Origin of the sequence: Sphingosinithalassobacter sp. LHW66-3 (assembly GCF_050703275.1) — a bacterium.
GTDB lineage: Bacteria > Pseudomonadota > Alphaproteobacteria > Sphingomonadales > Sphingomonadaceae > Sphingomonas.
Genome location: NZ_CP193482.1, coordinates 1,260,458 through 1,286,416 on the forward strand (window position 1 = coordinate 1,260,458; position 25,959 = coordinate 1,286,416).

The 25,959-nt window shown below is 65.4% G+C and carries 23 protein-coding genes, 1 tRNA gene and 1 pseudogene; 9 read left to right on the plus strand and 16 right to left on the minus strand.

Annotated features, from left to right (window positions below; all coding sequences use genetic code 11):
• Positions 1-131: 131 nt before the first annotated feature.
• Together ACQ450_RS05915 and ACQ450_RS05920 are read left to right on the plus strand one after the other, a co-directional pair.
• Positions 132-2,012, plus strand: coding sequence for a M1 family metallopeptidase (locus ACQ450_RS05915; protein ID WP_431470881.1), 1,881 nt, complete (start codon positions 132-134; stop codon positions 2,010-2,012).
• An 18-nt stretch (positions 2,013-2,030) separates the two neighbouring features.
• Positions 2,031-2,708: a hypothetical protein gene (locus ACQ450_RS05920; RefSeq protein ID WP_431470882.1), complete on the plus strand. Its 678-nt coding sequence runs from the start codon at positions 2,031-2,033 to the stop codon at positions 2,706-2,708.
• A 4-nt stretch (positions 2,709-2,712) separates the two neighbouring features.
• On the opposite strand, the gene ACQ450_RS05925 is transcribed toward ACQ450_RS05920, so the two are convergent.
• From ACQ450_RS05925 to ACQ450_RS05945, 5 genes are read right to left on the minus strand one after another with little or no spacing between them, the layout of a single operon-like run.
• Positions 2,713-3,048 carry a DUF423 domain-containing protein gene (locus ACQ450_RS05925; RefSeq protein ID WP_431470883.1) on the minus strand — a complete coding sequence of 112 codons (336 nt, stop codon included), beginning with the start codon at positions 3,046-3,048 and terminating at the stop codon, positions 2,713-2,715.
• Complete coding sequence (locus ACQ450_RS05930) at positions 3,045-4,829, minus strand: cation:proton antiporter domain-containing protein (RefSeq protein ID WP_431470884.1); 1,785 nt, start codon at positions 4,827-4,829, stop codon at positions 3,045-3,047. Before ACQ450_RS05930 ends, ACQ450_RS05925 begins: the two co-directional genes overlap by 4 nt.
• Entirely contained in the window at positions 4,829-5,254 is a 426-nt protein-coding gene (locus ACQ450_RS05935; RefSeq protein WP_431470885.1) for an iron-sulfur cluster assembly scaffold protein, read from the minus strand. The genes ACQ450_RS05930 and ACQ450_RS05935 overlap by 1 nt, the downstream gene beginning before the upstream one ends.
• A gap of 56 nt (positions 5,255-5,310) precedes the next feature.
• The gene (locus tag ACQ450_RS05940; protein ID WP_431470886.1) at positions 5,311-6,441 is read right to left on the minus strand and encodes a glutathione S-transferase family protein; all 1,131 of its coding nucleotides are present in this window, start codon (positions 6,439-6,441) and stop codon (positions 5,311-5,313) included.
• A gap of 2 nt (positions 6,442-6,443) precedes the next feature.
• Positions 6,444-7,001 carry a CvpA family protein gene (locus tag ACQ450_RS05945; protein WP_431470887.1) on the minus strand — a complete coding sequence of 186 codons (558 nt, stop codon included), beginning with the start codon at positions 6,999-7,001 and terminating at the stop codon, positions 6,444-6,446.
• Between the two features lie 431 nt (positions 7,002-7,432).
• Between ACQ450_RS05945 and ACQ450_RS05950 the strand changes: the two genes are divergently transcribed.
• Both ACQ450_RS05950 and ACQ450_RS05955 read left to right on the plus strand, forming a co-directional pair.
• On the plus strand, positions 7,433-8,077 hold the full coding sequence (locus ACQ450_RS05950; RefSeq protein ID WP_431470888.1) for a DUF6082 family protein: 645 nt from the start codon (positions 7,433-7,435) through the stop codon (positions 8,075-8,077).
• Between the two features lie 67 nt (positions 8,078-8,144).
• Positions 8,145-8,535, plus strand: a pseudogene (locus tag ACQ450_RS05955) (transposase).
• 106 nt (positions 8,536-8,641) lie between these two features.
• Here the strand turns inward: ACQ450_RS05955 and ACQ450_RS05960 are convergent.
• Both ACQ450_RS05960 and radA read right to left on the minus strand, forming a co-directional pair.
• Positions 8,642-9,514 carry a hypothetical protein gene (locus tag ACQ450_RS05960; protein ID WP_431470889.1) on the minus strand — a complete coding sequence of 291 codons (873 nt, stop codon included), beginning with the start codon at positions 9,512-9,514 and terminating at the stop codon, positions 8,642-8,644.
• 269 nt (positions 9,515-9,783) lie between these two features.
• Positions 9,784-11,151 carry a DNA repair protein RadA gene (gene radA, locus ACQ450_RS05965; RefSeq protein ID WP_431470890.1) on the minus strand — a complete coding sequence of 456 codons (1,368 nt, stop codon included), beginning with the start codon at positions 11,149-11,151 and terminating at the stop codon, positions 9,784-9,786.
• A 99-nt stretch (positions 11,152-11,250) separates the two neighbouring features.
• On the opposite strand from radA, the gene ACQ450_RS05970 reads away from it, so the two are divergent.
• Positions 11,251-12,405, plus strand: a complete 1,155-nt coding sequence (locus ACQ450_RS05970; protein ID WP_431470891.1) for a glycosyltransferase family 4 protein — start codon at positions 11,251-11,253, stop codon at positions 12,403-12,405.
• Positions 12,406-12,408: 3 nt separating this feature from the next.
• Here ACQ450_RS05970 and ACQ450_RS05975 read toward each other — a convergent pair whose 3' ends face one another.
• The 3 genes from ACQ450_RS05975 to ACQ450_RS05985 are packed head-to-tail and all read right to left on the minus strand — an operon-like array spanning position 12,409 to position 13,312.
• Entirely contained in the window at positions 12,409-12,723 is a 315-nt protein-coding gene (locus tag ACQ450_RS05975) for a DUF2218 domain-containing protein (protein ID WP_431470892.1), read from the minus strand.
• Positions 12,720-13,178, minus strand: a complete 459-nt coding sequence (locus tag ACQ450_RS05980) for a PadR family transcriptional regulator (protein WP_431470893.1) — start codon at positions 13,176-13,178, stop codon at positions 12,720-12,722. The genes ACQ450_RS05975 and ACQ450_RS05980 overlap by 4 nt, the downstream gene beginning before the upstream one ends.
• On the minus strand, positions 13,142-13,312 hold the full coding sequence (locus tag ACQ450_RS05985) for a hypothetical protein (RefSeq protein ID WP_431470894.1): 171 nt from the start codon (positions 13,310-13,312) through the stop codon (positions 13,142-13,144). Before ACQ450_RS05985 ends, ACQ450_RS05980 begins: the two co-directional genes overlap by 37 nt.
• Positions 13,313-13,507: 195 nt before the next feature.
• Between ACQ450_RS05985 and ACQ450_RS05990 the strand changes: the two genes are divergently transcribed.
• Positions 13,508-14,212 (plus strand): L,D-transpeptidase family protein, encoded by a 705-nt coding sequence (locus ACQ450_RS05990; RefSeq protein WP_431470895.1) that lies wholly within the window; start codon positions 13,508-13,510, stop codon positions 14,210-14,212.
• Between the two features lie 3 nt (positions 14,213-14,215).
• Here the strand turns inward: ACQ450_RS05990 and ubiM are convergent, their stop codons facing one another.
• Complete coding sequence (ubiM, locus tag ACQ450_RS05995) at positions 14,216-15,385, minus strand: 5-demethoxyubiquinol-8 5-hydroxylase UbiM (protein WP_431470896.1); 1,170 nt, start codon at positions 15,383-15,385, stop codon at positions 14,216-14,218.
• Between the two features lie 122 nt (positions 15,386-15,507).
• Here ubiM and ACQ450_RS06000 point away from each other — a divergent pair, with 122 nt between their 5' ends.
• Positions 15,508-16,824 (plus strand): replication-associated recombination protein A, encoded by a 1,317-nt coding sequence (locus ACQ450_RS06000; RefSeq protein ID WP_431470897.1) that lies wholly within the window; start codon positions 15,508-15,510, stop codon positions 16,822-16,824.
• A 3-nt stretch (positions 16,825-16,827) separates the two neighbouring features.
• On the opposite strand, the gene ACQ450_RS06005 is transcribed toward ACQ450_RS06000, so the two are convergent.
• A complete protein-coding gene (locus ACQ450_RS06005; RefSeq protein WP_431470898.1) occupies positions 16,828-17,880 on the minus strand; it encodes a winged helix-turn-helix domain-containing protein in 1,053 nt (350 codons plus the stop codon).
• A gap of 119 nt (positions 17,881-17,999) precedes the next feature.
• Here ACQ450_RS06005 and ACQ450_RS06010 point away from each other — a divergent pair, with 119 nt between their 5' ends.
• Together ACQ450_RS06010 and ACQ450_RS06015 are read left to right on the plus strand one after the other, a co-directional pair.
• Entirely contained in the window at positions 18,000-18,869 is an 870-nt protein-coding gene (locus ACQ450_RS06010; RefSeq protein WP_431471175.1) for a hypothetical protein, read from the plus strand.
• Positions 18,870-18,888: 19 nt separating this feature from the next.
• A tRNA-Thr gene (locus ACQ450_RS06015) sits at positions 18,889-18,964 on the plus strand.
• A 278-nt stretch (positions 18,965-19,242) separates the two neighbouring features.
• Here the strand turns inward: ACQ450_RS06015 and ACQ450_RS06020 are convergent.
• Genes ACQ450_RS06020 through ACQ450_RS06035 form a run of 4 tightly spaced genes read right to left on the minus strand, consistent with a single transcriptional unit; the run spans position 19,243 to position 25,685 of the window.
• Positions 19,243-20,001, minus strand: a complete 759-nt coding sequence (locus tag ACQ450_RS06020; RefSeq protein ID WP_431470899.1) for a M48 family metallopeptidase — start codon at positions 19,999-20,001, stop codon at positions 19,243-19,245.
• A complete protein-coding gene (locus tag ACQ450_RS06025) occupies positions 20,001-23,045 on the minus strand; it encodes a type I restriction endonuclease subunit R (protein WP_431470900.1) in 3,045 nt (1,014 codons plus the stop codon). Before ACQ450_RS06025 ends, ACQ450_RS06020 begins: the two co-directional genes overlap by 1 nt.
• Complete coding sequence (locus ACQ450_RS06030; RefSeq protein ID WP_431470901.1) at positions 23,042-24,184, minus strand: restriction endonuclease subunit S; 1,143 nt, start codon at positions 24,182-24,184, stop codon at positions 23,042-23,044. The genes ACQ450_RS06025 and ACQ450_RS06030 overlap by 4 nt, the downstream gene beginning before the upstream one ends.
• 1 nt (position 24,185) lies before the next feature.
• Positions 24,186-25,685: an N-6 DNA methylase gene (locus ACQ450_RS06035; protein WP_431470902.1), complete on the minus strand. Its 1,500-nt coding sequence runs from the start codon at positions 25,683-25,685 to the stop codon at positions 24,186-24,188.
• Positions 25,686-25,959 lie beyond the last annotated feature (274 nt).

Below are 25,959 nucleotides of genomic sequence, written 5' to 3' on the forward strand. Positions count from 1 at the left end.
ATTCCTCTGCCTTGTGCGGTCCAGCCAAAAGCGGCTCGACTGATCCCGCCTGAGCCACGCATTGCCCCGCGCGGTCGTGCTGCTTAAGGTCCGGCTCATCCGGATTGCCCTCTCCAGCGAGAATGACTTCGATGCGCTTTCTGTTCCCCGCCCTCGCCGCCACGCTGTTCGTCGCCCCCGCCGCGGCGCAGGAAGCGGTGTCCCCCGCCCCCATTCTCACCACGCCCGACGCGCGCGATGTTTGGACCTATGCCCGGCCCGAAGTGGCGCGCGTGACTCACGTCGATCTCGACCTCACGGCGGACTTCCAACGCAAGGTGATGCGCGGCACCGCCACGCTCGACGTCCTGACAGCGCCCGGCGCGGAGGAGATCGTGCTCGACACCGACGAGCTCGATATCGAAAGCGTCACCGCCGAAGACGGCCGCCCGCTCGCTTGGCGCCTCGGCGCGGACGATCCGCAGCTCGGCGCCTCGCTGACGGTGACGCTCGACGGCGCCGAGCGGATCACCGTTCGCTATTCCTCCAAGCCAGGCGCAAGCGCACTGCAGTGGCTGTCGCCCGAACTGACGGCGGGAAAGCAGCAGCCCTATCTGTTCAGCCAGGGCCAGCCGATCAACAATCGTAGCTGGATTCCCACCCAGGACAGCCCCGGCATCCGCCAGACCTGGGATGCGACCATCACCGTGCCCGACGACCTCGTCGCCGTCATGAGCGCCGAGATGCTGACGCCCGAAGGCGTTGCTGCTGGCGAAGGGCGCGAAAGCTATCGCTTCCGCATGACCCGGCCGGTGCCGCCCTATTTGATCGCGTTGGCAGTCGGCGATCTGGCGTTCCGCGAACTCGGACCGCGCTCGGGTGTGTGGACCGAACCGACGATGCTTGATGCCGCCGCCTATGAATTCGGCGACGTGGAGGCAATGATCGACGCCGCCGAAGCGCTGTACGGGCCCTATCGCTGGGGCCGCTATGACATGCTGCTGCTGCCGCCTTCGTTCCCCTATGGCGGGATGGAAAACCCGATGCTCACCTTCCTGACGCCGACGCTGCTCACCGGCGATCGTTCGAACACCGACGTCGTCGCACACGAGCTGGCGCACAGCTGGTCGGGCAACCTCGTCACCAACGCCACCTGGTCGGACAGCTGGCTCAACGAAGGCTTCACCACCTATTTCGAGAACCGTATCATGGAGGCGCTCTACGGGCCCGAGCGCGCCGCGATGTATTCGGATCTCGACTGGGATGGGCTCGAGCGCGACATCGCAGCCGCCGGCGGCGCCGATGCACCGACGACGCGGCTTCACGGGGAGCCGGGCGCGACCTTCGGCCAGCTCGACTATTTCAAGGGATCGGTGTTCCTGCGAACGATCGAGAACATCGTCGGGCGCGAGCGGTTCGACGCATATCTACGGGGCTATTTCGATCGCCACGCCTTCCAGCCGCAGACGACCGCCGGCTTCCTGGCCGACATCCGCGGACATCTGATCGAGGGCGACGCCGAACTGGAGCGCCGCCTCCAGCTCGACCGCTGGGCCTATCAGCCCGGCCTGCCCGAAAACGCCGTCCATGTGGAATCGGCCACCCTCGCGGCGGTGGACGCCGATCTAGAAGCGTTTCGCTCGGGCGCGCCCGTATCGCGGATCGACACCCAGGGGTGGAGCACGCAGGAGTGGCTGCGTTTCCTCAACGGCCTCCCCCGCGAGCTGCCTGCGGAGCGCCTCGCAGGATTGGATTCGACGCTCGATCTCTCGCGCTCCAGCAACGCCTATATCCGCTCGGCCTGGCTCGAACTCGCCATCGCCAACCGCTACGAGCCCGCACTGCCGTCGCTGCGCGACTTCACCGGCCGGGTCGGCCGCGGGCTACTGATCCGCCCGCTCTACGCCGGGCTGATGGAGCAGGGCGACTGGGGCAAGGCGATCGCGCAGGATCTGTTCGCGAACGCCCGCGCCACCTATCATCCGAACACCGCAGCGCAGATCGAGCGGATCATCACCGCACCGGCGCAATAGCGAAAGGGAAGCAGAAGCATGATCGTCTCGCTCGCCGCATCGCTGCTGCTGCTCGCGCCGGGCCAGGACGATCCCTGTTTCGTCCCCGGCTCGTTCGCGCATTGGCTGGAGGTGCCGGAGACGCCTGCGCGGCAGGGCGCGACGATCCCGATCCGGGCGATGCGCGGCCTGCCCTATGCGCCCGAGGACGAGCCGGAGGAGTGCGCCAGCGCATGGAGAGTCACTCCGGCCGACGCCGCCGCGCTGGCGCACGACCTGCGGTCGTTCACGATCGCCGAGAACGCCGAACCGGGCATGATCGTCACCATATCGTATCAGGTAGGCGAGGAGCCGGTCACGGCGTCGGTCCGCGTGATCGGCAGGGACGAAGTGGTATTGACCGGCAGGCGGCGTCAGCAATCGGTATCGGGGTGCGAGGGAGCCGAGCATGTCGGCGAACTCGAATTCACCGGCGAAGGGCGCTTCTCGGTCACCTACCAGCCGTTCGAGCGCTATCGCGATTATTGGGGCAGCTATCGCTACGATCCGGCGACCGGCGCGCTCGAGATGACAACCGACGGCGGCAATCGCGTTCCGCCCGATCTCGACCTTTCCGGCCGCGCCTACTTCAACCCCGATCGGCGGTTGATCCTCGAGGGGTTCAATCTCGGCGCACAGCCGTCGCTTCAGCCGCCCGTTTGCACCTACATCTTCTGAGGCATCACGCCCGGCCGAGCGCGCTCCACGCGAGCCATAGCCAACCGACAATCAGCGCCGTCCCGCCGATCGGCGTTATCGCACCGAGCCATCGCGGCAATCCCAGCGCCATCAGATAGAGCGTGCCGGCAAAGACGAATCCGCCGGCGACGAACAGCCACGCCGGCGCGCGGGCTCCCATCTGAAGCGCGACCAGCGCGGCGACTGCATGGATCAGCTGATACTGTCCGCCGGTACGCAGCCACTCGGCCGCCTGTCCCTGTACGCCATGCGCGCCGAACGCGCCGGCACCGACAGCCAATGCGCCCGCAAGCGCCGTCAGCAACAGCAACCCGTTCATCCCGGCTCCGCATCCTTTCGTTGCTCGGCGGCCTGCGCCGCCTGACTGAACATATGATCGCGGGCGGCGTACAGATCACCCGTCTCCTTCTGGACCTTCAGCCGCTCGATGTCGCGCTGCCGATAGGCCGCCTCGGTCTTCTCGATCTCGCCTTCGTCGACTCCGACCGCGTCAAGCGCCTGGCGCCCCATCGCGATCGCCGACTCGAGCACTTCACGCACGACACCGCTCAACGGCGCCCCGCGAAGCTTCATCACGCTGCGCCGGTCGAACGCGCGGACGAAAAGATCCGCGTCGGGGAAGGCCTGATGTACCGAATGGAGCATTTCCGCGTCGAGCTGATCGCCGTCGATGCAGAACAGCAGCAGCTCGGCGTCCGCCGCTCCTGCCTGCCGCAGCAGGTCGAGCCGGGTACCGTCGCCGTAATAGACCTTCATGCCGAAATCGCCGGCGGTCTCGATCATCTCCACGTCGCGGTCGATCAGAGTCACCGATAGTCCCTGCCCGATCAGCATCTGCGCCACCGTCTGCCCGAAGCGCCCATAGCCGACGACGATCGCGCTCGCGCCGTCGTGCTGCGGGCCGGCCGCCTCGCGCGTGCTGCGCTCGGGCTCGGCGCGAAACCGCTTGCTCGCCAGCATCAGGAACGGAGTCGTCGCCATCGAAAGCGTTACGATTGCGCCAAACACGCTCGCTGCCTCAGGCGCGATCAGATACGCGGACTGCGCCTGCGCGAACAGCACGAAACCGAATTCACCGCCCTGGCTGAGCAGCAGCCCGACCCCGAGCCCTTGCCGCCACGGCATGCCGAAGAGACGTGCGAGCAACGTGATGACAACGGTTTTCGTGATGATCAGCGCCGCCGCCATTCCAGCGACGAACAGCGGCCGTTCGGCAATGGCGTTCAGGTCGAGCGTCATGCCCACCGCCAGGAAAAACAACCCCAGCAGGATCGATCGAAACGGCTCGACGTCCGCCTCCAGCTCGTGCCGATAGGGGGTGTCGGCCAGCATCACGCCCGCGACGAATGCGCCGAGCGCCGGCGAAAGACCCAGCAACTGCATCAACGAGGCGCTGGCGATCACAGTAAAGAGCCCGGCGAACACGAACATCTCGCGCTCGCCCATGTTGCCGATCAGCTTGAACAACGGCCGCAGCAGGAAACGGCCCGCGAGCACCAGTCCGGCGATCGCAAGGACAGTGTACAGCGCCAGCATCCACCCAGGCGGTCCCGCCGCGTCCGCCGGATTGCGCGAAAGCGCCGCCACGATCGTGAGCAGCGGAACGATCGAGATGTCCTGAAACAGCAGGGTAGCGAAGGATCGCTCGCCCACCGGGGTACGCAGCCTTCCGGCCGACTGGAGCATCGGCAGCACCTGGGCGGTCGAGGACAGCCCCAGCGGCAGGCCCAGCGCCAGTGCGGCGGCGGGGCTGAAATCGGTGGCGGCCAAAATGATCCCGGTGATCGCCAGACCACATAAGGCGACCTGCAGCAGACCGAAGCCGAAGATGTCATGCCGCATCCGCCAGAGCCGCGAGGGGCTCAGTTCGAGGCCCACGAGGAACAGGAGGAGCGCGATGCCCAATTCGGCGACGCCCATCTTCTCTTCGGCGTCGCCCACCAGCCCCAGCACCGCGGGTCCGACCACCGCACCGGCCACCAGATAGCCGAGCGTCGCCCCCAGCCCGAGCCGCCGGAACAGGAGCACGAACAACAGGCCGAAGCCCAGCAGTGGGACGCCATCGCGAAGCAACGACAGGCCGCCGCCGTGCTCGTCCATCAGCGGCGCGCCTGCGCGGCGGCCTCGGCCGCTGCTTCGAACGCCAGCCGGATCGACGGATGGCGGGCACGATGCGGCAGCGCAGGGGCGAATATCTCCAGTCCCGGCCAATCGGGCGCGGCACTGGATGCCCCCGCCAGCCAGCCCGTGAGCGCATCGACCGCCGCCGCGAGCTCGCCCTGCGTACGGCCCAGCGCATGCGACGCCATCAGCGCCGACGACGCCTGACCGAGCGCGCAGGCCCGCACCTCCATTCCCAGCGCCGCCACGCGGCCCTCGGCGTCAAGGTCGACATCGACCGTCACTCGGCTCCCGCACACCGGCGAGCGCTTCTCGCTCGTCCCCATCGGCGCTTCGAGCCGCTGAAGATGCGCCACGGATGCGGCGAGGCGCAGGATCTGGGTGTTGTAGAGCGGCGCGTTCACGAAAGCGCATGTAGGGCACCGACGCGCCGAGCGCGAGGGCTTCCGACGCGGGATCGTTACGCTGCCGGGCGCGCGCCCCATGTTTCGATGTGATCGCGCCGTTCGACCCGGATCGGACGCTCGGCATCGAGCAGCCCGGCAAGCCCGGTTCGCTCCAGGAGCGTCCGGATCCGCGCCTGCGCATCCGAGTCGCACGCCGCGAAGGCATCGGTCACGCGCTGCCAGAGGAAGAACATGTACGGCTGCACTCCGCTCGAATAGCGGGCGCCGCGGAAGCTGGTCTCCACCATCCCGATCACCCGCTGCTGCGGCTTTGCGGTGACGGGCGCCCCCTCGGCCGGATCGGCCGCATCGACATGCTCGGCAAGCGCGGCGCACTTGTCGGTCAGCTCGGGAAACAGCTCTTCGCCGGCATGCGCCAGCAGCGCCTCGACCGTCTCCGGCACCGAGTCGTCGGCGAGCCAATCGGACGACCGATCGCCATATTCGGGCATGTCCGCATCGGGCGCGTTCATCCGCTCGACCCAGCGAAACACCTTCGGCGCGCGCCGCTTCATGATCCCCGCCGGCACCGGATCGCGCCCGAGATGCGCGAACAGCGGCCCCAGCAGCCCATAGTCGCCGATCGAGGGCCGGCCGCCGAACAGATAGGGATGCTGTGCGAAATGCGCTTCGAGGAGATCGAGCAACCGCTCATACGACGCCTCGATCGCCGGGATCGTCTCCGCCGTCACGCCCAGCATCGGCAGATAGCTGTTCATGCGCGCCATCACCTTCGCCGCCGCATCGGGCCCGGAGCCGCCGGCGAAGGCATCGGTCAGGAAGCCGCGCTGATCGTCGAGATAGGACCAGCGATAATGCATCGCGTGGCGCGTGAGCCCGACGACGGCATAGAGTTCGAGCACATGCGCCAGCACGCGCTGCGCCGCGCCCGGCGGGATCGCGCTGAGCGGGACGCCCGCGGCTTCGAACCGATCGAGGATCTCGACCGTGTCCTGCATCACCGTGCCGTCGGGCAGCACCACGACCGGGATGATACCGCGCCCGATCGCGGGCACGACCTGTTCGCGAAACGCCGGATCGCTTGGCGCCCGCTCGACATAGGCGATGCCCTGCTTGCGCAGATAGGCGCGGGTCTTCCCCGTGTAGAGCGAGTGGGGGACGCCGTAGAGGATCACGGGCTCCATCGTCACGGTTCCTCCCCGCTGCCGTTCGTTTCATTCTCTTCCGGCCCGAACACCGGCTCGCCGCGCCGCCTCCGGTCGACGAAATCGGCGATGCTCGCGCTGGTGTTGTTGAGCAGGGGATAGGTGGTCGACGTGGTGATCCAGTCGGGACGCTGGGCGGGGCCGCCGCGCACCGTATCGATCAGCAGCGCGAGCAGCAGGAACGCCAGGCTGACGAGGACCAGCCCCTTCAACGCGCCGAAGCCGAACCCCAGCGCGCGGTCGATCGGCCCCAGAAAGCTCTGCCGCGTGCGCGATCCGATCGCGTTCGCCACCATCCGCCCGCCGAAATAGGTGAGCCCCGCGATGATCGCGAAGGCGAGCACCGCGGCGCCCTGCACCGTGCCGACCGGCTCTGCCAGTGCCTGCGCCAGCGGCGTGTGGAAGAAGCGGATCGCGACGACGATGAACAGCCAGGCGAGCAACGCCAGCACTTCGGTGACGAAGCCGCGCCAGAGCCCGAGCACCGCCGACCCGCCGATCGCCAGCAGCACGATGATGTCGAGAGCGGTGAGTGTCATGCGCGGCCCCGGCGAGTGATGTGGCGGCCTACATACCCGGGAGCGGCGCGGGCGACTAGGTGGCGCGCGGCGACGGCCGGCCGCGAGTCGCATGTCCGGGGCGGCGGTACCGGGATACCCGAATGCAGCGAATGCAGCGCTACATCCCCCCTCCGCGCGGCCCCTGCGCCTGCCCGACGAAGAGCGGGAAGCGCCGATCGGGTGCGGGTTGGCATGGGACGGAGTGTACGGGATCGGGGCGGGTGTAGGACAGCGGAATTTGCGGGGGGTGGCGGGCGGATTGAATTGGGCCACGATTCGGCCATCCGACTTAAAGCACAATGTTCAAAAGGCGCACCATGAATTTCGCCCTTCGCCCGCCGTTCGCAGTGGCTTGCCACCGCGCTCACCAGATGTAACCCTCCTGACATGACTGCGACTATGGAGTACATATGAGATCGAAAAGCTCATTCTGGTTCGCCGGACTTTTCGCAGCATTGATAGCCTTGTTCATTGCTCACCTTATCGTCCTTGGAGCTGGCTCGAGGTTCTCATTCATAAGCGATGTTGAACACGCGAAGGATATATCATCCGCTCTCGGACTGTTTGGCGCCCTTTTTTCTGGATTCGCTGCTTTCGGGTTGCTTTACACAATTGATCTTCAGCGTAACGCACTCGCCCTACAAAGCAAAGAGATCGAGCAGGGGTCGGCTATGCAAATACGCATGCTACATTTGGAACTTCTTAAGCTTTCGATCGAAGACCCAGATTTGGAGAAGGTTTGGAGTGGGTCAGAGATGCCCATGACAGGAAAGCAGTCAATGTATACAAACCTTATATTATCACATTGGGAAACACAATACACGAGCGGCCTACTGAGCAAGCAGCAGCTCGAGAATCTTTTAACCGAGAGGATGCAGGGAATTCTCGTTCAGTTTTGGGAGAAGCACCGCGCATCCCGTAAACTCCACGCCGCAGCCGCGGGGAACGATCACTTCGCCTTCCACAACCTAGTGGATGCTGCTTTCGAATCTAGAACTAGAAGCCATAAAGCGGATTCTCTTGGCGGTGAGAGTGCGATTCAGCCTCCCGATTAACTAGGAGTGAGCGTTTTCGGGTGAGTTTTGGCTGAGCGACGTGCAGTAGGAGCGGCTACGGCCGTTTCTGCCGAGTAACTCGCGGGGTTCCGCGGGTGGGTGACCGCCGGGTGATCAGCGGGATCGTGCATGTGCTGCAGTCGGGCTGCCGGTGGGAGGACGCGCCGGCGATCTATGGTCCGCATAAGACGCTGTACAACCGGCACAACCGCTGATGGGAGAACGGCGTCTCGTGCCGCGCGATCTGATCGAGAGCGAGCAGGCCGTCCCGAACATCCCGCCCAAGGCCGACCGCCGCTGGGAATCCTGCTTCAGCCACGTCCTCTACAAGGGGTGAAGCGCCATCGAGCGCATGCTCTGCCGCCTCAAGGACTGCCGGAGGCTCGCCACCCGATAACCGCCGCGCCGACGTCTTCCTCGGCAGCGTCCACCTCGCCGCCACCATCATCTGGTGGTGATGAGTCCCAGCCCTAGCGCAACGCCCGCCGTGAAGCTTGATTACCTCGCCCCGAAACTGAATCCAATCATGATGGCGCTATAGGTTCGTCAATGCTCGGGATCGCCTCAGAATCGCAGCACTTCGGCAATTATATTATCAACAATGGGATGGTGATGATCACCTTCCGCATTGCCCCAAACCTTATGATCACATTCGACGAAGCAAGCATCAATCTTCGGCGCAATAGAGCGATAATATATTCGGTCCTTCGAATATACCTGTATCGTCGTATTGAAGAATTCGACTTCAGCATCGGTCAGCACCATCGTCATCGCAACCGGTTTTACCCTGTATTGTGCCTGCTTCACCCACAGAACGGCGACAGAGGGGCTTAGCGGCAACAGGCATCGCATGTTCGATTGATGCATCGGAATATGGGAGAAGTCGTGAAGGAAGCCGTCACCAAACGCGAATTCGCCGGACTCGGCGAACAGGAATGCGAATTTCCCCCACCGCTCCAACGTGTCCGCATATGAAGCGTAGAGCCCTCGAATATTGGCAGCGATAAGGTTGTTGTCCGCATGGGGTTTCGAGAACCCAAGTTGTTGCTGATAATATTCAACCCCTAGCTTCGCTACATTCCGGGTCGAAGGGCTTCGAGCTACCAAAGAGGCGATGCAGCGAGCGAGCGTAGTTCGCATTTCACCGGATAGCCCAATCGCACTTATTCTAGTCGCGTGAGGCAATGCCGAAGCCCATTGAAGTAGGGCCGGGAATTGATCGTCGGCGTACTGATAGATCGGTTCGAAAGACCAATTCCACGGTTCGCCGCGAAGCAGATTATGTCCATCTACGATATAGCCGATAGCTTTCGGCGAACGCGGCTTGGTCGGTTTGCCGTCGCAGCGGATCGAACTGATTTTGCCGGTAGCATCGCACCAACCTTTGGACAGCCCCTTAGGCCACCAATGGTGCTTCCGGCCGAACAGAAGTTCCATACCGCACATATACACGAAGACGACGAAGACGCGACGGACTGTGGGCATCACAGGGCCGCGCGTGCTGCCCCGGTGCTACCCCGAGCGGCCCCTGCTTGGGAAATGTCGCCAAGTCATTAAAATGATTGTGCTGCCGGCGAGGATTGAACTCACAACCTCAGCCTTTCCAAGGATACGGTTGGCTGGACGATGCGAATGACCGGTTCCCGGTACTGTCAGCTCGAGCGGAACGACCGCGATTAAGGCCCAAAGCCGCCGCCAACACCCCCTCACCTCCCCAACAAATGCTCCACGAACGCCCCCAGCGTCCTGAATCCCGCCACTTCCAGCGCGCCCTTTTCCACGCCGCTCGCCGGAGCCATCGCTTTACCGAAGCCGAGTTTCGCGGCTTCGCGGCAGCGCAGGTTGGCGTGCGCCACAGGGCGGACTTCGCCTGAGAGGGCGAGTTCGCCGAACGCGACCGCGTCGGTCGCCACCGGGCGCTCGCTCAGCGCCGAGACGAGCGCCGCCGCTACCGCGAGGTCGGCCGCGGGATCGGCGACGCGATAGCCGCCGGCGATGTTGAGATAGACTTCGCTGGTCGAGAAGCTGAGGCCGCAGCGCGCTTCCAGCACGGCGAGGATCATCGCGAGCCGGGCGCTGTCCCAGCCGACCACCGCGCGGCGGGGGGTGGCGCCGCTGGCGAGGCGCACGACGAGCGCCTGAATCTCGACGAGCACGGGGCGCGTGCCCTCCAGCGCGGGGAAGACGACGGTGCCCGAGACGCTTTCGTCACGGTCCGACAGGAACAGCGAGGAGGGGTTGCCGACCTCGCTCAGCCCCTCGCTCGCCATGGCGAACACACCGATCTCGTCGGTGCCGCCGAAGCGGTTCTTCACCGCGCGCAGGATGCGGTACTGGTGGCTGCGCTCGCCCTCGAACGCGAGCACCGTATCGACCATATGCTCGAGCACGCGCGGGCCGGCGATGCTGCCGTCCTTGGTCACATGGCCGACGAGCACCAGCGCGGTGCCGCGTTCCTTGGCGAAGCGGATCAGCTCCTGCGCCGAGGCGCGCACCTGGCTGACCGTGCCCGGCGCGCCTTCGATCAGGTCCGAATGCATCGTCTGGATCGAATCGATCACGAGCAGCGCGGGCGCCTGCCCCTGCCCCAGCGTGGTGAGGATGTCGCGCACGCTGGTCGCCGCGGCGAGCTGCACCGGCGCGCTGCCGAGGCCGAGGCGCCGCGCGCGCAGCCGCACCTGATCCGCCGCCTCCTCGCCCGAGACATAGGCGACGCGCCGCCCGGCGAGCGCCAGCTTCGCCGCGGCCTGAAGCAGCAGGGTGGACTTGCCGATGCCGGGATCGCCGCCGATGAGCGTCGCCGACGCTTCGACGAAGCCGCCGCCCAGCGCGCGATCGAGCTCGGCGATGCCGGTCGCCATCCGATCGGGCAGCGGGATTTCGGAATCGAGCCCGGAGAGCGCGATCGCGCGCCCGCCCGATTGGAGATTATGCTTCGCCTGAAACGGCGTGACGACCGCGCCGGCATCCTCGACCAGCGTGTTCCAGTCGCCGCAATCGGCGCATTGCCCCGCCCATTTCGACGCGACCGAGCCGCATTGCTGGCAGACATAGCGTTTCTGGGGTTTCGCCATGGGCGCAGCCATAGCGCAGACGGAACGGGAAGGGAACAGATTCGGGACGGGAGCGCAACCAGTGGACGCCCGTTTCGCGCGCGGCTATCGCCGCCGCCGATGAAGGCTTCCGATCTCCGCGTGGCGCTGTTCAGCGGCAACTATAATTATGTTCGCGACGGCGCCAATCAGGCGCTGAACCGGCTGGCGGAATATCTGCTGCGCAAGGGCGTGACGCTGCGCGTCTATTCGCCGACGACAGCGACGCCTGCGTTCGAGCCCACCGGCGAGCTGGTGTCGGTGCCCGCCGTGCCGCTGCCGGGAGGGCGCGACGAATATCGGCTGGCGCTCGGCCTGCCCGGCTCGATCCGCAAGGATCTGCGCGCCTATCGACCCAACATCGTCCATATCGCCGCGCCCGAGATCCTGGGTCATCGCGCGGTCAGCTGGGCGCGCCGCAACGGCATCGCTTCGGTCGCGTCGGTCCACACGCGGTTCGAGACCTATGCGCAATATTATCGGCTCGGCTTTCTCGAGCCGCTGATGATCTATCTCCAGACGCGGCTCTACAATCGCGTCGACGGCGTGGTGACGCCCGCGCCGATGATGTCGGACCTGCTGCGCGGCTGGGGCGTGGAAACGCCGATCCGCGAATGGGCCCGCGGCGTGAACCACGATCAGTTCGCGCCCGCCCGCCGCAGCCTCGAGTGGCGCCGCAGCCTGGGGATCGGCGACGGCGAGCTGGTGATCGGCTTCCTCAGCCGGCTGGTGCTCGAAAAGGGCCTCGACGTCTTTGCCGAGACGATCGGCGAGCTGGAACGCCGCGGCGTGCCGCACCGGGTGCTGATCATCGGCAAGGGCCCCGCCCACGACTGGGTCGCCGAGCGGGTGCCGAACGCGATCTTCACCGGCTTTCTGACCGGCGAGGATCTGGGCCGCGCAGTCGCCTCGATGGACGTGTTCCTCTTCCCCTCGGTCACCGAGACCTTCGGCAACGTCACGCTGGAGGCGATGGCGGCGGGCGTGCCGGTGGTCGCCGCGAACGCCACCGGGGCCGGCAGCCTCGTGGAAGAAGGCGCGTCGGGCTATCTCATCGAGCCGCGCGCCATCGCCGACTATGCCGACGCGATCGAGCGGCTGGCGGCCGATCCGGCACTGCGCGCACGCATGGGCGCGGCCGGCCACCAGCGCGCCCAGGCCTATCACTGGGATCGCGTCAACCAGGAAGTCGTCGACATGTATCTCGACGTGCTCGCGCGCCGGGACGCGCGCTGAGGCTCATTTCCAGTCGAACGTGAGCGGCGCCTCGCGGAACGCGAACCGGTCGAGGTGCCGCGCGACCACGTCCTTCATCGCTTCGAGCTGCTCCTCGACGCTCGCCTCGATCCGCACGTCGAGCGCAGTGTCGCGGGCGTCGAAGGTCACCAGCGCGTCGCCGGGGAAGGTCCCCGCCCTGCCCTCCGCCGGAAAGCGGACCGTGCCGTGCGCCTCGTCGAACGTGACCTCCAGATTGTGCGACCAGTGTTTGCACAGTTGCTGGAGATAGCGGCTGCCGTTTTCGGTCGGCACCGATGCCGTCGCGCGCACGCTCATGGCAGCCGCTCGATCTTCCGGGCGGCCTCGTCGAGAATCGCGGCGATCGCATGCACGGTTTCCGGCTCGCCTTCCTCGGCATCGAGCCGCTCCCCAAGCGCAGTCTTCAAATTGGCCATCGCTCGGCGGATCGGTGCTCCGCCTCCGGCTCGGGCGCGCTGCGAGCCGAGCTCCACCAGCCGCTTCAGCAGTGCCTCGACTTCCTCGACGCGCTCGGCGAGGTGCGCGTGGCCCGCTGCAGTGGCGGCATAGACCTTCTTCGCGCCCTCTGTCTGCTGCTCCTCGATCAGCCCCATCTCGCCCAGCAGCGTGAGGGTGGGATAGATCACGCCAGGACTCGGTGCATAGGCGCCGCCGGTACGCTCCTCGATCTCACGGATCAGATCATAGCCGTGGCGCGGACTGTCGGCGATCAGCTTCAGCAGCAGCAGCCGCAGTTCCGTGCCGTCGAACATCCGGCGCGCCCGGCCGCCATGTCCGCGCCCGCGCCCACGCCCGGCGGAATGCTCCCAGTCAGGGCGCGAGAAACTCCAATGGCGGCGCCCTCCGCCGCCCCAGCGGTCATGCCGATGATGATGATGATGGCCATGCATAGCTCGTTCCTTCATGATAAGATGCACACAAGATATATCTTGAAAGCCGATCCGCAAGTCTGCCACTGCCGCTTTTTCACCAATCGTTAACGCCGTCGCGAACCGTCTCGCGCTGGAACGGCTGAAATCCGGGGGTGGCGCGCGCCGCGCGGGAGCGTCATCGTGGCCCAGGAATCGGAGGAGGAGCTCGAATGTCCGGCAAGCCACACCCCGCCGCAGTGGTGGTCGCCGCCCTGTTGATGGGCGCCATGGCGCTGCTGCTCGGCTCGCAGATCTTCAAGACGGTCGCCTATGCGGTCGAGGCGCCGACGAACGGCCAGCCCGTTGCGCCGCCCGCCGCAAGCGCGGCGCAACCGGAGGAACAGGCGCCGCCCGCCCCGTCTCCGGCGCCCGCGGCCGAGCCCGCGGCACCTGCAGTCCCCGACGACCATTTCGTCATACGCCGCGTGCTGCCGATCGACGGCCCAATCGAATTCGGCACCTATTATTGGGATGCGGACGGCGTGCCCGAGGGCGAGCTCGTCATCACGATCGATCTGGAGGCGCAGACGCTCTCGGTCTTCCGCGAGGGATATGAGGTCGGCGCTACCGCCATTCTCTATGGCTCCGACGAAAAGCCGACGCCGCTCGGCAATTTCACGATCACCGAGAAGGACGCCGATCACGTCTCGAACCTCTACGGCGCACCGATGCCGTTCATGCTGCGCCTGACCAACGACGGCATCTCGATCCATGGCAGCGAAGTCGAATGGGGCTATGCCACCCACGGCTGCATCGGAGTTCCGGTGGAATTCGCCGAGCTGCTGTTCGACCTCGCCTCGCTCGGCGATCGCGTGATCATCACGCAGGGCGAGCGGATCACTGTGGGCGATGCCATCGCGCCGGCGCAGAGCTGAGGCTCAGCGCGCCATCAGCATTTCGCGCACGCCGCTGCGCACCATCGGCAGATGCTGGCCAAGGCGCAGCACCATGTGGCGCGCGGCGCGACCGGGCAGCGTCTCGTCGGTGTAGAGGCGCACCAGCGCGTTCGTGCCGGCATAGAGCGGCCAGGCGGCCCGACGATGCGCCCGCTCGTACCGGCGTAGCACGGTGTCGCTGCCGATGTCACGGCGGGAGCGCGCCGCCGCCCGCACTGCGTCGGCAAGCAGTTGCTGACCGCTCAACCCCAGGTTGAACCCATGGGCCGTCACCGGATGCATGCCCACGGCGGCATCGCCGATCAGCGCCGCGCGCGTTGCCGCGAAGTGGCGGGACCATGTCATCGCCAGCGGATAGACGTGCCGCCCCCCTTCGAGACGCATCGCGCCCAGCCGTCCACGATAGCGCCGCTCGAGTTCGGCAGCGAACGCGCCCTCCTCAATCGCCGCCAGCCTTTCGATCTGTGCGGAGGGCAGCGTCACCACCGCCGACGACCGATCGCCGTTCAGCGGGAGCATCGCGATCGTCTGATGATGATCGAACCACTCCGTCGCGACGCTATCGTGCGGCCGCGCATGCTCCACCCGCGCGACGAGCATCGAACGCCCGATCCGCTGGATCTCGGCCGCGATGCCGAGCTGGTCCCGCACCCAGGAAAATCGCGAGTCCGCGCCGACCAGCAGCTTCGCGCGCAGGCGGGTTCCGTCCGCGAGCACCGCCTCGACCCCTTCCCTGCCGGTCCGCACGCTCGCGACCTCGGCGTCCGACCTGATCTCCACTCCGGGCTGCTGCGCCACGCATGCGTACAGCGCCGCTCGAATTCGGTGGTTGGAGACGAGCCGGCCCAATGCGTCGGCGCCCGTGCCGCCGGTGTCGAAGCTGAGCGCGAATGGCGACTGGCCGTTCAGCACGCGTGCGGCGCGAAGCGGTGCCTTGTCTTCCTCGGCGATCCGTTCCCACGCGCCGAGTTCCGAGAGAATCGCCATCGAACGATGCGTCAGCGCGATTTCGCGCCCGTCGTCGGCCGGCTCCGCGATCGCGGCGAGCGGCTGACGCTCGAGCAGCGTTACCGACAGTCCCGAGCCATTCAGCGCCCGCGCAAAGGCGAGGCCCGCCGGTCCACCGCCGATGATGAGCACGTCGCTTTGCATAATCGCTCCCATGTCGAGCACCCCAGATGGCGCTGCCTTGCGCCACGTCAATTCTCCCAGGAGGCTTGGGGAGGATTCGCGGGCATGTAATTTCCCGCCGCGGCGCCTATCTCAGCGTCCACATGGCCGACCTTTTCGCTACCGAAGATCCCGCTGCCTCGGCGTCACCCTCCGGCGGACCGCTGGCCGATCGGCTGCGGCCGCAGCGGCTGGAGGAGGTCGTGGGTCAGCGCCATCTCACCGGCCCGGAAGGTGCGATCGGCCGCATGGTCGCGGCGGGCAAGCTCTCCTCGATGATCCTGTGGGGGCCGCCCGGCACCGGCAAGACGACGATCGCACGGCTGCTGGCGGATGCGGTCGGCCTGCGCTTCGCCGCCATTTCGGCGGTTTTCTCGGGTGTCGCCGATCTCAAGAAGGTGTTCGCCGAGGCGAAGGAACATGCCCGGACGGGCAAGCGCACGCTCCTGTTCGTCGACGAGATCCACCGCTTCAATCGCGCGCAGCAGGATGGCTTCCTTCCCTATGTCGAGGACGGCACCGTCACGCTGGTCGGCGCCACTACCGAGAATCCCTCGTTCGAGCTCAACGCCGCGCTTCTCTCGCGTGCGCAGGTGCTCATCCTCCACCGCCTCGACGCCGAGGCGCTGGGCGAGCTCCTCGCCCGCGCCGAGGCCGAAGAGGAGCGCCCGCTCCCGCTAGACGGCGCCGCGCGCGCAGCGCTGATTGCCAGCGCCGACGGCGACGGCCGGTTTCTGCTGAACCAGGCCGAAACGCTCTATTCGGTGAATCTCGATTCGCCGCTCGATCCCGCCGGTCTTTCCGCGCTGCTCCAGCGCCGGGTCGCCGTCTATGACAAGGATCGCGAGAGGCATTACAATCTCATCAGCGCGCTGCACAAAAGCCTGCGCGGCAGCGATCCGCAGGCCGCGCTCTATTATCTCGCGCGCATGCTGACGGCAGGGGAAGAGCCGCTCTACGTCCTGCGCCGCATCGTCCGCTTCGCCAGCGAGGACATCGGCCTCGCCGATCCGCAGGCGCTGGTGCAATGCCTCGCCGCCAAGGACGCCTATGACTTCCTGGGCAGCCCCGAAGGCGAGCTGGCGATCGTCCAGGCCTGCCTCTATTGCGCCACTGCCCCCAAATCGAACGCCGCCTATCAGGCGCAGAAGGCTGCGTGGCGCTCGGCGAAGGAAACCGGCAGCCTGATGCCGCCGCAGAACATCCTCAACGCGCCGACCAAGCTGATGAAGGAGATCGGCTACGGCAAGGGGTATCGTTACGACCATGACAGCGCGGGCGGCTTCTCCGGCGACGATTACTGGCCGGCGGAAATGACGCCGCAGACTTTCTACACGCCCGTCGACCGCGGCTTCGAAAAGCGCGTCGCCGAGCGCATGGCATGGTGGGACGAGCGGCGTCGCAGCCGCGCCGAGGACTGAGCCTCAATCGCCGCGCCGGCGCGCGAACAGCATCGCAGCCACCAGACATCCGGCGAACAACGCCCCTTCCAGTCCCGCGGTGACGATGCGGCTGACCGGCCCGAAGCCATTCTCGCCGAACAGCCCGCCAAGCGTGTCCAACCGCAGCCGCGAGGCCGGGAATCCCTGCACGAGCAAGTCGAGGCTTCCACCCAGCATCCGCCCCCCCAGCAGCGCGATGCCCGCGCCGGTCGCTCCACCGATGGCGGCCGCATAGGCCGCTCCGCGTCGCAACGAACGCGTGCTCCGCACCGCCAGCCACCAGCCGAACCCTGCCGCACCACCCAGCAGCGCACCCTCTGCCGCTCCCGTGATCGCCCGCGGCGCGTGGCCGAACAGCAACATCAGCGCGTCGAGCCCCAGCAGCTTGACCAGCCCACCGATCACCAGTCCGCCGGCGGCCCCGCCCGCGATGCCCCACGCCGCGCGTCCCGCCGACAGGCGCTGTGCCGCGGCGACCCCGAACGAAACGCCCGCGCCTCCCAACAGCGCAATCACCACCGTCACCACCGTCAGGACGAGCAGCACCGACGCGCCGCCGACGTCGGTCTGACCCGCCTGCACCGCCGCAAGAAATCCGTAGAACAGCCCGCCGACCACACCCGCCGCGCAGGCCCCGGCCGTTCCCGCGGCGCCGAGGCGCAGCACTTCCGGACGCGCCGCCAAGGCAGAATTCCTGGCGGAGAGGCGAGCCGAGCCGGCTTCGGCCACAGGGGCGACGAAACGATAGCCGTGCTTGGGCACAGTCTCGATGAACCGCGGATTGGCGGCGTCGTCGCCCAGCTGCCGCCGCAGCGTGCGGATGCACTGTGTCAGCGCCTCGTCGGTCACCGGAACGCCGCGCCACACTTCTTCGAGGAACCGCTCCTTCGAGACCAGCCGCCCCTGCTCGCGCACCAGCAACGCCAGCGCGTCGAAATAGCGCGCGTTGAGTTCCACCGGCACGCCGTCGCGGATAAGCTGACGGTCCGCCGGATCGAGCAGGAATTGATCGAAGGCGAAGCAGCCCGATGCCATGCGTCAGCGGAATCCCGTACTAGCTACCTGCTCGGCCTGCCGACCACCGACAGGCCGCGACGTTCGTTCAGCAATGGAGGCAAAGCAATGGCAAAAGCGGCACCAACGGAGGATAGAGCCTGAGCCGATTCAGCCAATTCGTCGCGATCGACTGGTCCGGGCAAGCCGTTGCGCGCCCGAAAGGGCTAGCAGTCGCGCGCGCGCGGGATGGCGCCGGCCCGCCCGAGTTGATCCGGCGAGACGGCGGCTGGTCTCGCGGCGCGATTCTCGACTGGCTGGTGGAGATCGCCGAAGCGGGGAGCGATACGTTGATCGGCCTTGATCTTTCGCCCGCCTTCCCCTTCGCCGATCACGGCGCCTTCTTCCCCGGATGGGATGCCAGCCCGGCTGATGCAAAGGCGCTCTGGGCGCTCGTGGAGGAGCTGAGCGCGGCGGACCCGCATCTCGCCGCCACCAGCTTCGTCGCGCATCCGGAGGCGCGTCGCCACTTCCGGCAGCGCTTCGATTGCGGTGACCTCTTCCCGGCAGGTCGCGGCCGCTTCCGCGTGGTCGAGCATGGGCAGGAGGCAATGCGGCTCTCCCCCTACAGCTGCTTCAATCTTGTCGGCGCCAGTCAGGTCGGCAAATCGAGCCTCACCGGCATGCGGGTCTTTCACCGGCTTGCAGGGCGCATCCCGTTCTGGCCGTTCGATCCGTTGCCGGAGCGCGGGCCCGTGCTGGTCGAAATCTATACCGCGCTTCCCGCGCGCCTGGCGGGCATGCGCAAGGGCATCTCCAAGATTCGCGACGCCGCCACGCTCGACGCGATGCTCGGAGCATTCGGATCGGCGCCACACGCGCCGCTCGCCCGCTATGACGATCACGCCACCGACGCGATTCTCTCTGCCGCCTGGCTTCGCGCCGCCGCGGAAAGCCCCATGCTTTGGGCTCCGTCGGGGCTGACGCCCGACATTGCGCGCACCGAGGGCTGGACCTTCGGCGTCGTGTGACGCATTGGTCGCGAGCCGGGCCGGTTTAGCTCAGTTGGTAGAGCAGCGGTTTTGTAAACCGAAGGTCGCGGGTTCGAATCCTGCAACCGGCACCAGCCTTCCCGCCCGATCCGGTGTGGTGTGGCTTCGCCCCAGGGATTCACGCGAAGCACCGGCGCCATCGCCGGCGGCTTCGATCAGCGTACGCATATTCGGAGTAGAATCGAGCCGGTCGATCAGAGCGGCGGAAATCCGCGGGGCTCGAGGGGGAATGGTGGAACCGAGGGGGATCGAACCCCTGACCTTCAACTACTGGAAAAAAATGACTTTTTAATCGCGACTGATCGTGATGTGTTAGCCCGATGTAACAGTGGACGCAAGCCCGGCGGCTCACCTACTCGCCCACGCACCGCTGGAGTGCGGTCTGTAAAAACTCGTCAGACAAGCTGGCCTGATGACGGTCCAACCAACGCGCCGATGTCTCCCAATCCGGGCAAATTGTGGAGACGAAGCGCCAGAAGTCTGGCCCGTGCGAACGATGGCGAAGGTGAGCAAGTTCGTGCGCGACGGCATAGTTCATGACCTTGCGAGGTGCGAAGATCAGGAGCCAGTTGATGGCGATGTGGCCACCTCGCCCGCAGGCCCCCCAGCAACCGGTCAGGTCGGTTGCTCTGATCGAGGCAGGCACAAGCCCGAACCGGAATTCATATACAGCCGCCATCTCGCGGACATCCCGGCGAGCCCGCTGCCGGAGCCAAAGCTTAAGCTCACTCGCGACCAACTCGTCCGCCCGCGCAGGCGCCCAGCCCGGCAACTCGACAACAAACCCGTTGCTATATTGAATCGCTGTACGCTCGGCATCAGTGCGCCGAACAGTCAGCGGCATCCTGCGCCCGCGATAGGGTATCTTCGATCCTGTGATGAGTCGGGGAACGGCATGGCGGTTAGCGGTAGTCCGCTCCATCTCTCGTACAGTGTTAAACAGCCACTGGCGCTTGCGGTCGAGAAAGCCAGCCACCGCTTGCTCATCGTCATCGGTGAGCGCTAGCACCTCGACACGACCGGGCGTCACAGTGATGCGTCGCTCAGCCGCAGTAGCCGAGCGGCGAAGCTCGTAGGGTATTTCCGTCCGGCCTATCTGAAGCGTGGGCATTAGTGGCCATCCCCATAGGTGTGGATGGCGAAGTCCTCGACCTTCTCGCGAATAATCTGGGTCTCGCCGATGCCATGCTCGGTCAGAATGCGGCGGACATCGCGGCGGAGCCTGCGCAGGTAGTCGTCCATATGGGTGAACGCTGGCTGCGTCCGGGCGGCATCGGCATAGACCCCGCCGATAGCAATCGCCGCGTCCTGCAACGTGGCATGATCGGCGTCGGGTGCAATAGCTTCGATAATGCGGAGGATCGAGAAGGCGTGCTCGTCCATGCCGAGTTCGGCGTGCGCGCCCTGCTCGGCCTGTATGTCGCCGGTCAGCCCCTCGAAGTCGCGCAGTCCATCAGCGGCGGCAAGCTGGCCTGCCTCGAACCGGCGGATGATCTCCAGCACGCGCTCGGAGAAACGGCCATATTGCGCCGGGTTCTTGTCCACCAGTTCGCGGGTGACACGGCGAAGCTCTACAGACTTGCGCACGAAAGCTTCCTGAAGCTCTGCTTCGGTCTTCTCACTTGTGTCGAAGTCGTCGGCGAAGTTCGGATCGGTGATGTTGCGCAGTCGGATCGTGGTAGAGAGGCCCGTCGCGTGCACGTGCTGCTCCAGCATGTCCCTGATCTTGCCCGAGTAGCTGCGGTGGTCGAGGCTTTCGTCCTTGCTAATGGTTTGCGTCGCCAAGCGCAGGAACGCCGCTGCCCATTTCACCTCGGCGGTGAACTCCAGGATCGCCGGATCGGGTGACAGGTCGGCATAGACCTTGATGAATGTCCGCGTCAGGCGCTGGAGATCGAACCAGTCATCCTCCTGCCCGTCTGCCACCAGCTTGGCAGCGGCATAGGCGGCTGCCTTCTCGTCCAACCCGTCCGGCTTCATCGCCCGCTTCTGCGCACGGTAGCGGGCGTGGGCCTCCTTCAGGTCGTTCCGCAGGATCGCGATGTCGCGCATAGCGTGCTCGACATCTTCGGATCGGTAGGACTTCAGCGCCTCGTCCAGATGGTTGGTGACGCCGATGTAATCGACGATACGGCCGTCGGGCTTCTCGATGGTGCCGCCATCGGCACCGGTGAAGGCGTGGGTGCGATTTGTCCGGGCGATGGCTTGGAGCAGGTTGTGCTCTTTCAGCGGCTTGTCGAGATACATGACGTGCTCGATAGGCGCGTCGAACCCGGTCAGCAGCTTGTCGCACACGATCAGGAAGCTGGGCTCCTGCCCCCGCGCCTTGAACCGCTTCTTGGCATCCTTCTCGCCGTCAGCATCGAGATAGTGCGCTTTCAGTTGATCGCGCACCGCCTGAATGTGCGGCTTTTCGCTGTTCTTGTCGTCCTCCTGGCTCTTGGAATAGACGCAGGCGATCATCGCGTCGGCCTGCGCCTGCGCTTCCCCGGCCTCCATCCCGCCACGCTCCAGATCGGCGGCGATGACGGCTGAGAGCGCCGCACGGTAGAGAATGACTGCCTCGCGATCCACGGCCACGATCTGCGCCTTGTAGCCATCCGGCTTGCAGACGGCCTTGAAGTGCTCCCAGATGTCGAGCGCGATCAGGCGAACCCGCTCCGGATGCTTGGCGATGGTGGCGAGGGTCAGCCCCTTGCGCTTAAGCTCCTCGCGCTTGTCGTCGGGCAGGTCCACGAACCAGCGGTCGAACAGGATGTCGATCTCGGCTTCGTTGATGGCCCAATCGGTTTTGCGGCCTTCGTAGAGGATGGGCACGGTCGCACCGTCGCGCACCGCGTCATCAATGCCGTATTTGTCGAGGTAGCCTTCTCCGGCGATGCTGAACCGGGCGTAGGTGTCCTTGTCGGTCGATTTGATCGGCGTGCCGGTGAAGCCATAGAAATGCGCTTCCGGCAGAGTAGCTTGCAGGAACGCGCCCAAGTCCTTTTCCTGCGTGCGGTGGCACTCGTCCACCAGCACGATCCAGTTGACGCTGTTCGGGATCGCCTCTTTCGATCCGGCGAACTTGAAGATGGTGGAGAGCAGGATTTGCCCGTTGCCGCCCCGGTTCACCGCCTCGCGTAGTGCCGCGACTGATCCGCACTGGGTCGGGTTCGGCAAGCCGCAGGCGACGAAAGTGCGGCTGATCTGGTCATCGAGGTCGATCCGGTCGGTGAGCACAAGGATGTTGGGATTGGCGAGCGTCGGCGCGTCGAGCGTCAGGTGGGTTTTCAGCTTCAGGGCAAGGAACACCATGGTCAGGCTCTTGCCCGATCCCTGCGTGTGCCAGATCAGACCCTTGCGGTGCTCTCCCGCTGCAACCCGTTCCACGGCCTTGTTGACCGCACGGAACTGCTGATAGCGGCAGATTTTCTTGATCTTGTTCCTCCGCTCCGGGTCCACCTCGAACACGATGAAATGCGCGAGCAGATCGAGCAGGCGGGACGGTTCGCACAGGCACCACACGTCTTTGGACAGCGCATCTGGGAAGTCATCGCGGCTGCGCGGCCATGCGTCGGGCCACGGGCCGTAGAACTGCGCAGGCGCACCGGTCGCGCCGTATTCGGTTTTCATCCCATCGGTGATGATGTTGAAGGCGTTGGGGTAGAACAGCCGGGGGATGTCCCGTTCATACTGGCGGATTTGCTCGTGCGCCTCGCCGCCGGTGGCAGTGCCCTTCAGCGGGGATTTGGCCTCGATCACCACCAGCGGAATGCCGTTCACGAACAGCACGATGTCTGGGATGCGCGGGCGCTGCGCGGCAACGCGGAATTGGTTGGTGATGTGGAAGGTGTTGCGGCTGGGGTTCTTGAAGTCGATCAGCGCAATCTGGCTGTCACGGTTCTCGCCGGACAGGCGGCGCGAATAGCCGCCGCGCAGCTTGCGATGCCAATCCTCATTGTCGGACAGGGTAGCAAGATCGTTGTAGATCGCCTCGGCGTCTTCCGCGCCGATACCGTTGAGCGTCCGCAGCGCTTCAATCAGCACGGGCTTGAGGATGACGCGGTTTTCCTCCTCGCGCATCGCCAGCGCTTGTGCCGGGGCCAGCACCTGCCAGCCCATGCCCGCCAGCGCATCGAGCGTGGGCTTCTCGGCGAGGCGGTATTCGCTCATGCAGGCACCCGCACGCGACCGGAGAGAAGGTCGGACATCAAGTCCGATTTGATCTGGCGCAGCGTGACCAGTTCATTCACCGCAGTTCGGCGCACATTTTCAACCGACTGCAACTGTGCTGCGATGCCCTGCTGTTCCGCTAGTGGGGGAAGCGGAATGACCTGCTTTTTCAGGTTGGTCGGATTGATGTTCGACTGGCTCACGCCCGGAGTGGCAATGGACTTGAACTGCGACTGTGCCCGACCCGAGTGCATGACGGCAAACAGATAATAGGGATCAGCAACCGAGCGATTTACCCGCAGTCGAACAATGTAGCTGGCATAGAGGAAGTCAGTGGGTTCACGGACCAGTGCGACCTTGCCGACCAAGTCTCGGCTATTGGTTCGGTTGAAAAGGATGTCGCCGACATCGAGGGCAAGCACTTCGGCATCTGCCTCCGCGATCTCTGCCCATTTGACGTCAGTCGCATCGATATAGCCGTCTTGCAGGTTCCCCATCCGCAGAATGGCGTGTCCCACTGGCTCGTTTCCTAGCGAGGCATTGACACCGTAGTCCGAACTCTCCAGCGCATTGCCCAGCGGGCGAGCCAAATCAGCATTTTGCTTCTGCCGATCCCACATCAGCCTCTCGGTCAGACCATGCCAGACGGTCTGCGCTTGATCCGCAATGGCTTGCGCCAACGCAATCGCCTCATCCACCGACCGCAGCACCTCGGCGATTCGCCGCTGCTCGTCGAGGGGTGGGAGTGCAACCTCAAGCGGCGACAGCGATCCGATTGTGAGCATCGGGACGGCCTGCTGGGAGGCGATCCCAAGGATGTCCTTGGCACAAAGAGCATAGTGCAGGTATTCGCTATCAACAACATCGCGGTCTGGCTCCACGGCGATGGTAGTCTGCGTGCACGTGAAGGCGTCGAAGTTTGGGCGTCGCGGGAAGCCGATTGACCCTCTCGCGCCTATAACGATGTCTCCGCGCCGGAGGCGTCGGCGGTTATTGCTGGTGAAACCCCACGGGCCATCGTCAGTGTTCGCCGAGAACACGGGCAATCCGTCACCTGTCAGGCTTTTCGATAGCAGCGTTTCTCCCATCGACAGCTTTGCGATGTAGGCCAGTTCGACCGTGCGCCATCCTTCAAGCACTTCAGCCGACATAGCCAAGTCTCTGAAGGTGCCCGAACATCACGGCTTCCGCCTCGTTACGCTTTGCGATCAGGTCTTGCAGCTTTGCGACCTCCGTCGCGACATCGACCGCCTCGGCTTCCGCACCGGTCTGCACATAGCGGCCGATGTTGAGGTTGTGGCCGTTGGCGGCGATCTCCTCGATCGCGACGACGCGGGCCAACTTCTCGACATCGGCAAAGGAATGGACGGCTTCGGCCAGCGTGCGGACATGATCGTCGGTTAGGAAGTTCTGCGCCTTGCCCGGCTGGAAGGTGGCATCGCCGTTGACGATCAGCACCTTGCCGCGCCGTTCGGCAGGCTTCTTCTTCCGGCACACCAGCAGGGCCGCAGGGATGCCCGCTCCGTAGAACAGATTTGGGGCAAGGCCCACGACCGCCTCGATCACATCTGCGGCCAGCATGGCCTCCCTGATCCGACCTTCGGCCCCGCCACGGAACAAGACGCCGTGCGGCACCACCACCGCCAGCATCCCGTCATCCTTCAGGCTGGCGAGCATGTGCTGGACAAAGGCAAGGTCGCCATAGCCCTTGGGCGGGCAGCCATAGGTATCGCGTCCGAACGGGTCGCCGTTCTGCCAGACATCGTAGCCCCACACCTTTTCCGAGAACGGCGGGTTGGCCAGCACCCGGTCATAGGCCCCGATGCCCTCCACGAACTCGCGGGCCTTGGGATCATACCGCTTGGGTGAGAGGATCGTGTCGCCCTTGGCGATGAAGGCATCATCGACGTTGTGCAGGAACAGGTTGATCTCGGCGATGCCCCAAGTGGCGAAGTTCTTCTCCTGCCCGTAGAGCGACAGGGTCCGGGCATCCTCGCCTCGGTCCTTCAGATACTGCACCGCCTCCAGCAACATACCGGCAGAGCCGCAGGTGGGATCGTAGATCGACATGCCGGGGCGCGGCTCGACGATCTCGACCATCAGCCGGACGATCTGCCGGGGCGTGTAGAACTCGCCGCCCTTCTTGCCCGCACCTTCGGCGAACATCTTGATGAGGTAGAGATAGGCATCGCCCAGCATGTCGGCTGGCACATCGGCATTGCGCAGCCGGTGCTTCTCGAAATGGGTGAGCAGCTTTTCCAGCAGGGCGTCAGAGAAGCGATCCTGATTGGCGAAGTCCACATCGCCGAATACGCCGCGCAGCCGCAGGTTGGCGTCTTCGATTGCCGCCAGCGCATTGTTGAGCCGCTGGCCGATCTGCGTCGATTGCTGGCGCACGGCATCCCAGCGGTGCTCTGCCGGAACATGGAAGCGGTGTTCGTCAGGGTCGGCGGCCTCGGCCTTGTCGCCGGTTTCGGCCAGCAGGGCCTCGTATTCCTCTTGCCACACGTCGCAGAGCCGTTTGTAGAACAGCAGACCAAAAATGTACTGCTTATAGTCCCCAGCATCCACGGTGCCGCGCAGGATGTCTGCGGCGCCCCAAAGGTGTCTCTCGAGTTCCGCCTGGCTCAGCTTCGCCATCAATCCCCGCACTTGATCTGAGCGGCAGGTGCGCCGCACACTACCTCTATGGGTAACTGCAAGCCCCTTCAACGCGGACGTAAGCCGTCGCACTCCGCGGCCTGATTTTGCCCTCTCCGCACGCGACCAGACTCTGAGAAACCTGGGACGGTAATTCCCCCCGGTGCCCCGGGTCGCCTGCCTCTGCGTCGCATCAGGGGTTGCCCTCTCTCGACCAGCTCGAAAACGGTCCTTTTCGATACGTCATTTCTGCATGTATCGAAAACTAGCTTGA

Excerpts from the sequence above, each read along its gene's own strand:
- ACQ450_RS06020 (WP_431470899.1), bottom strand. The coding sequence starts at position 20,001 with ATGCCCACGCTTCAGATAGGCCGGACGGAAATACCCTACGAGCTTCGC.
- ACQ450_RS05970 (WP_431470891.1), top strand. The coding sequence starts at position 11,251 with ATGAAGGCTTCCGATCTCCGCGTGGCGCTGTTCAGCGGCAACTATAAT.
- ACQ450_RS05975 (WP_431470892.1), bottom strand. The coding sequence starts at position 12,723 with ATGAGCGTGCGCGCGACGGCATCGGTGCCGACCGAAAACGGCAGCCGC.
- ACQ450_RS05940 (WP_431470886.1), bottom strand. The coding sequence starts at position 6,441 with ATGGAGCCCGTGATCCTCTACGGCGTCCCCCACTCGCTCTACACGGGG.
- ACQ450_RS05950 (WP_431470888.1), top strand. The coding sequence starts at position 7,433 with ATGAGATCGAAAAGCTCATTCTGGTTCGCCGGACTTTTCGCAGCATTG.
- ACQ450_RS06000 (WP_431470897.1), top strand. The coding sequence starts at position 15,508 with ATGGCCGACCTTTTCGCTACCGAAGATCCCGCTGCCTCGGCGTCACCC.
- ACQ450_RS05960 (WP_431470889.1), bottom strand. The coding sequence starts at position 9,514 with ATGGAACTTCTGTTCGGCCGGAAGCACCATTGGTGGCCTAAGGGGCTG.
- ubiM (WP_431470896.1), bottom strand. The coding sequence starts at position 15,385 with ATGCAAAGCGACGTGCTCATCATCGGCGGTGGACCGGCGGGCCTCGCC.
- radA (WP_431470890.1), bottom strand. The coding sequence starts at position 11,151 with ATGGCGAAACCCCAGAAACGCTATGTCTGCCAGCAATGCGGCTCGGTC.
- ACQ450_RS05980 (WP_431470893.1), bottom strand. The coding sequence starts at position 13,178 with ATGTTCGACGGCACGGAACTGCGGCTGCTGCTGCTGAAGCTGATCGCC.
- ACQ450_RS05945 (WP_431470887.1), bottom strand. The coding sequence starts at position 7,001 with ATGACACTCACCGCTCTCGACATCATCGTGCTGCTGGCGATCGGCGGG.
- ACQ450_RS05990 (WP_431470895.1), top strand. The coding sequence starts at position 13,508 with ATGTCCGGCAAGCCACACCCCGCCGCAGTGGTGGTCGCCGCCCTGTTG.
- ACQ450_RS06025 (WP_431470900.1), bottom strand. The coding sequence starts at position 23,045 with ATGAGCGAATACCGCCTCGCCGAGAAGCCCACGCTCGATGCGCTGGCG.
- ACQ450_RS05930 (WP_431470884.1), bottom strand. The coding sequence starts at position 4,829 with ATGGACGAGCACGGCGGCGGCCTGTCGTTGCTTCGCGATGGCGTCCCA.
- ACQ450_RS05925 (WP_431470883.1), bottom strand. The coding sequence starts at position 3,048 with ATGAACGGGTTGCTGTTGCTGACGGCGCTTGCGGGCGCATTGGCTGTC.
- ACQ450_RS06035 (WP_431470902.1), bottom strand. The coding sequence starts at position 25,685 with ATGGCGAAGCTGAGCCAGGCGGAACTCGAGAGACACCTTTGGGGCGCC.
- ACQ450_RS05920 (WP_431470882.1), top strand. The coding sequence starts at position 2,031 with ATGATCGTCTCGCTCGCCGCATCGCTGCTGCTGCTCGCGCCGGGCCAG.
- ACQ450_RS06005 (WP_431470898.1), bottom strand. The coding sequence starts at position 17,880 with ATGGCATCGGGCTGCTTCGCCTTCGATCAATTCCTGCTCGATCCGGCG.
- ACQ450_RS05915 (WP_431470881.1), top strand. The coding sequence starts at position 132 with ATGCGCTTTCTGTTCCCCGCCCTCGCCGCCACGCTGTTCGTCGCCCCC.
- ACQ450_RS05985 (WP_431470894.1), bottom strand. The coding sequence starts at position 13,312 with ATGGCCATCATCATCATCATCGGCATGACCGCTGGGGCGGCGGAGGGC.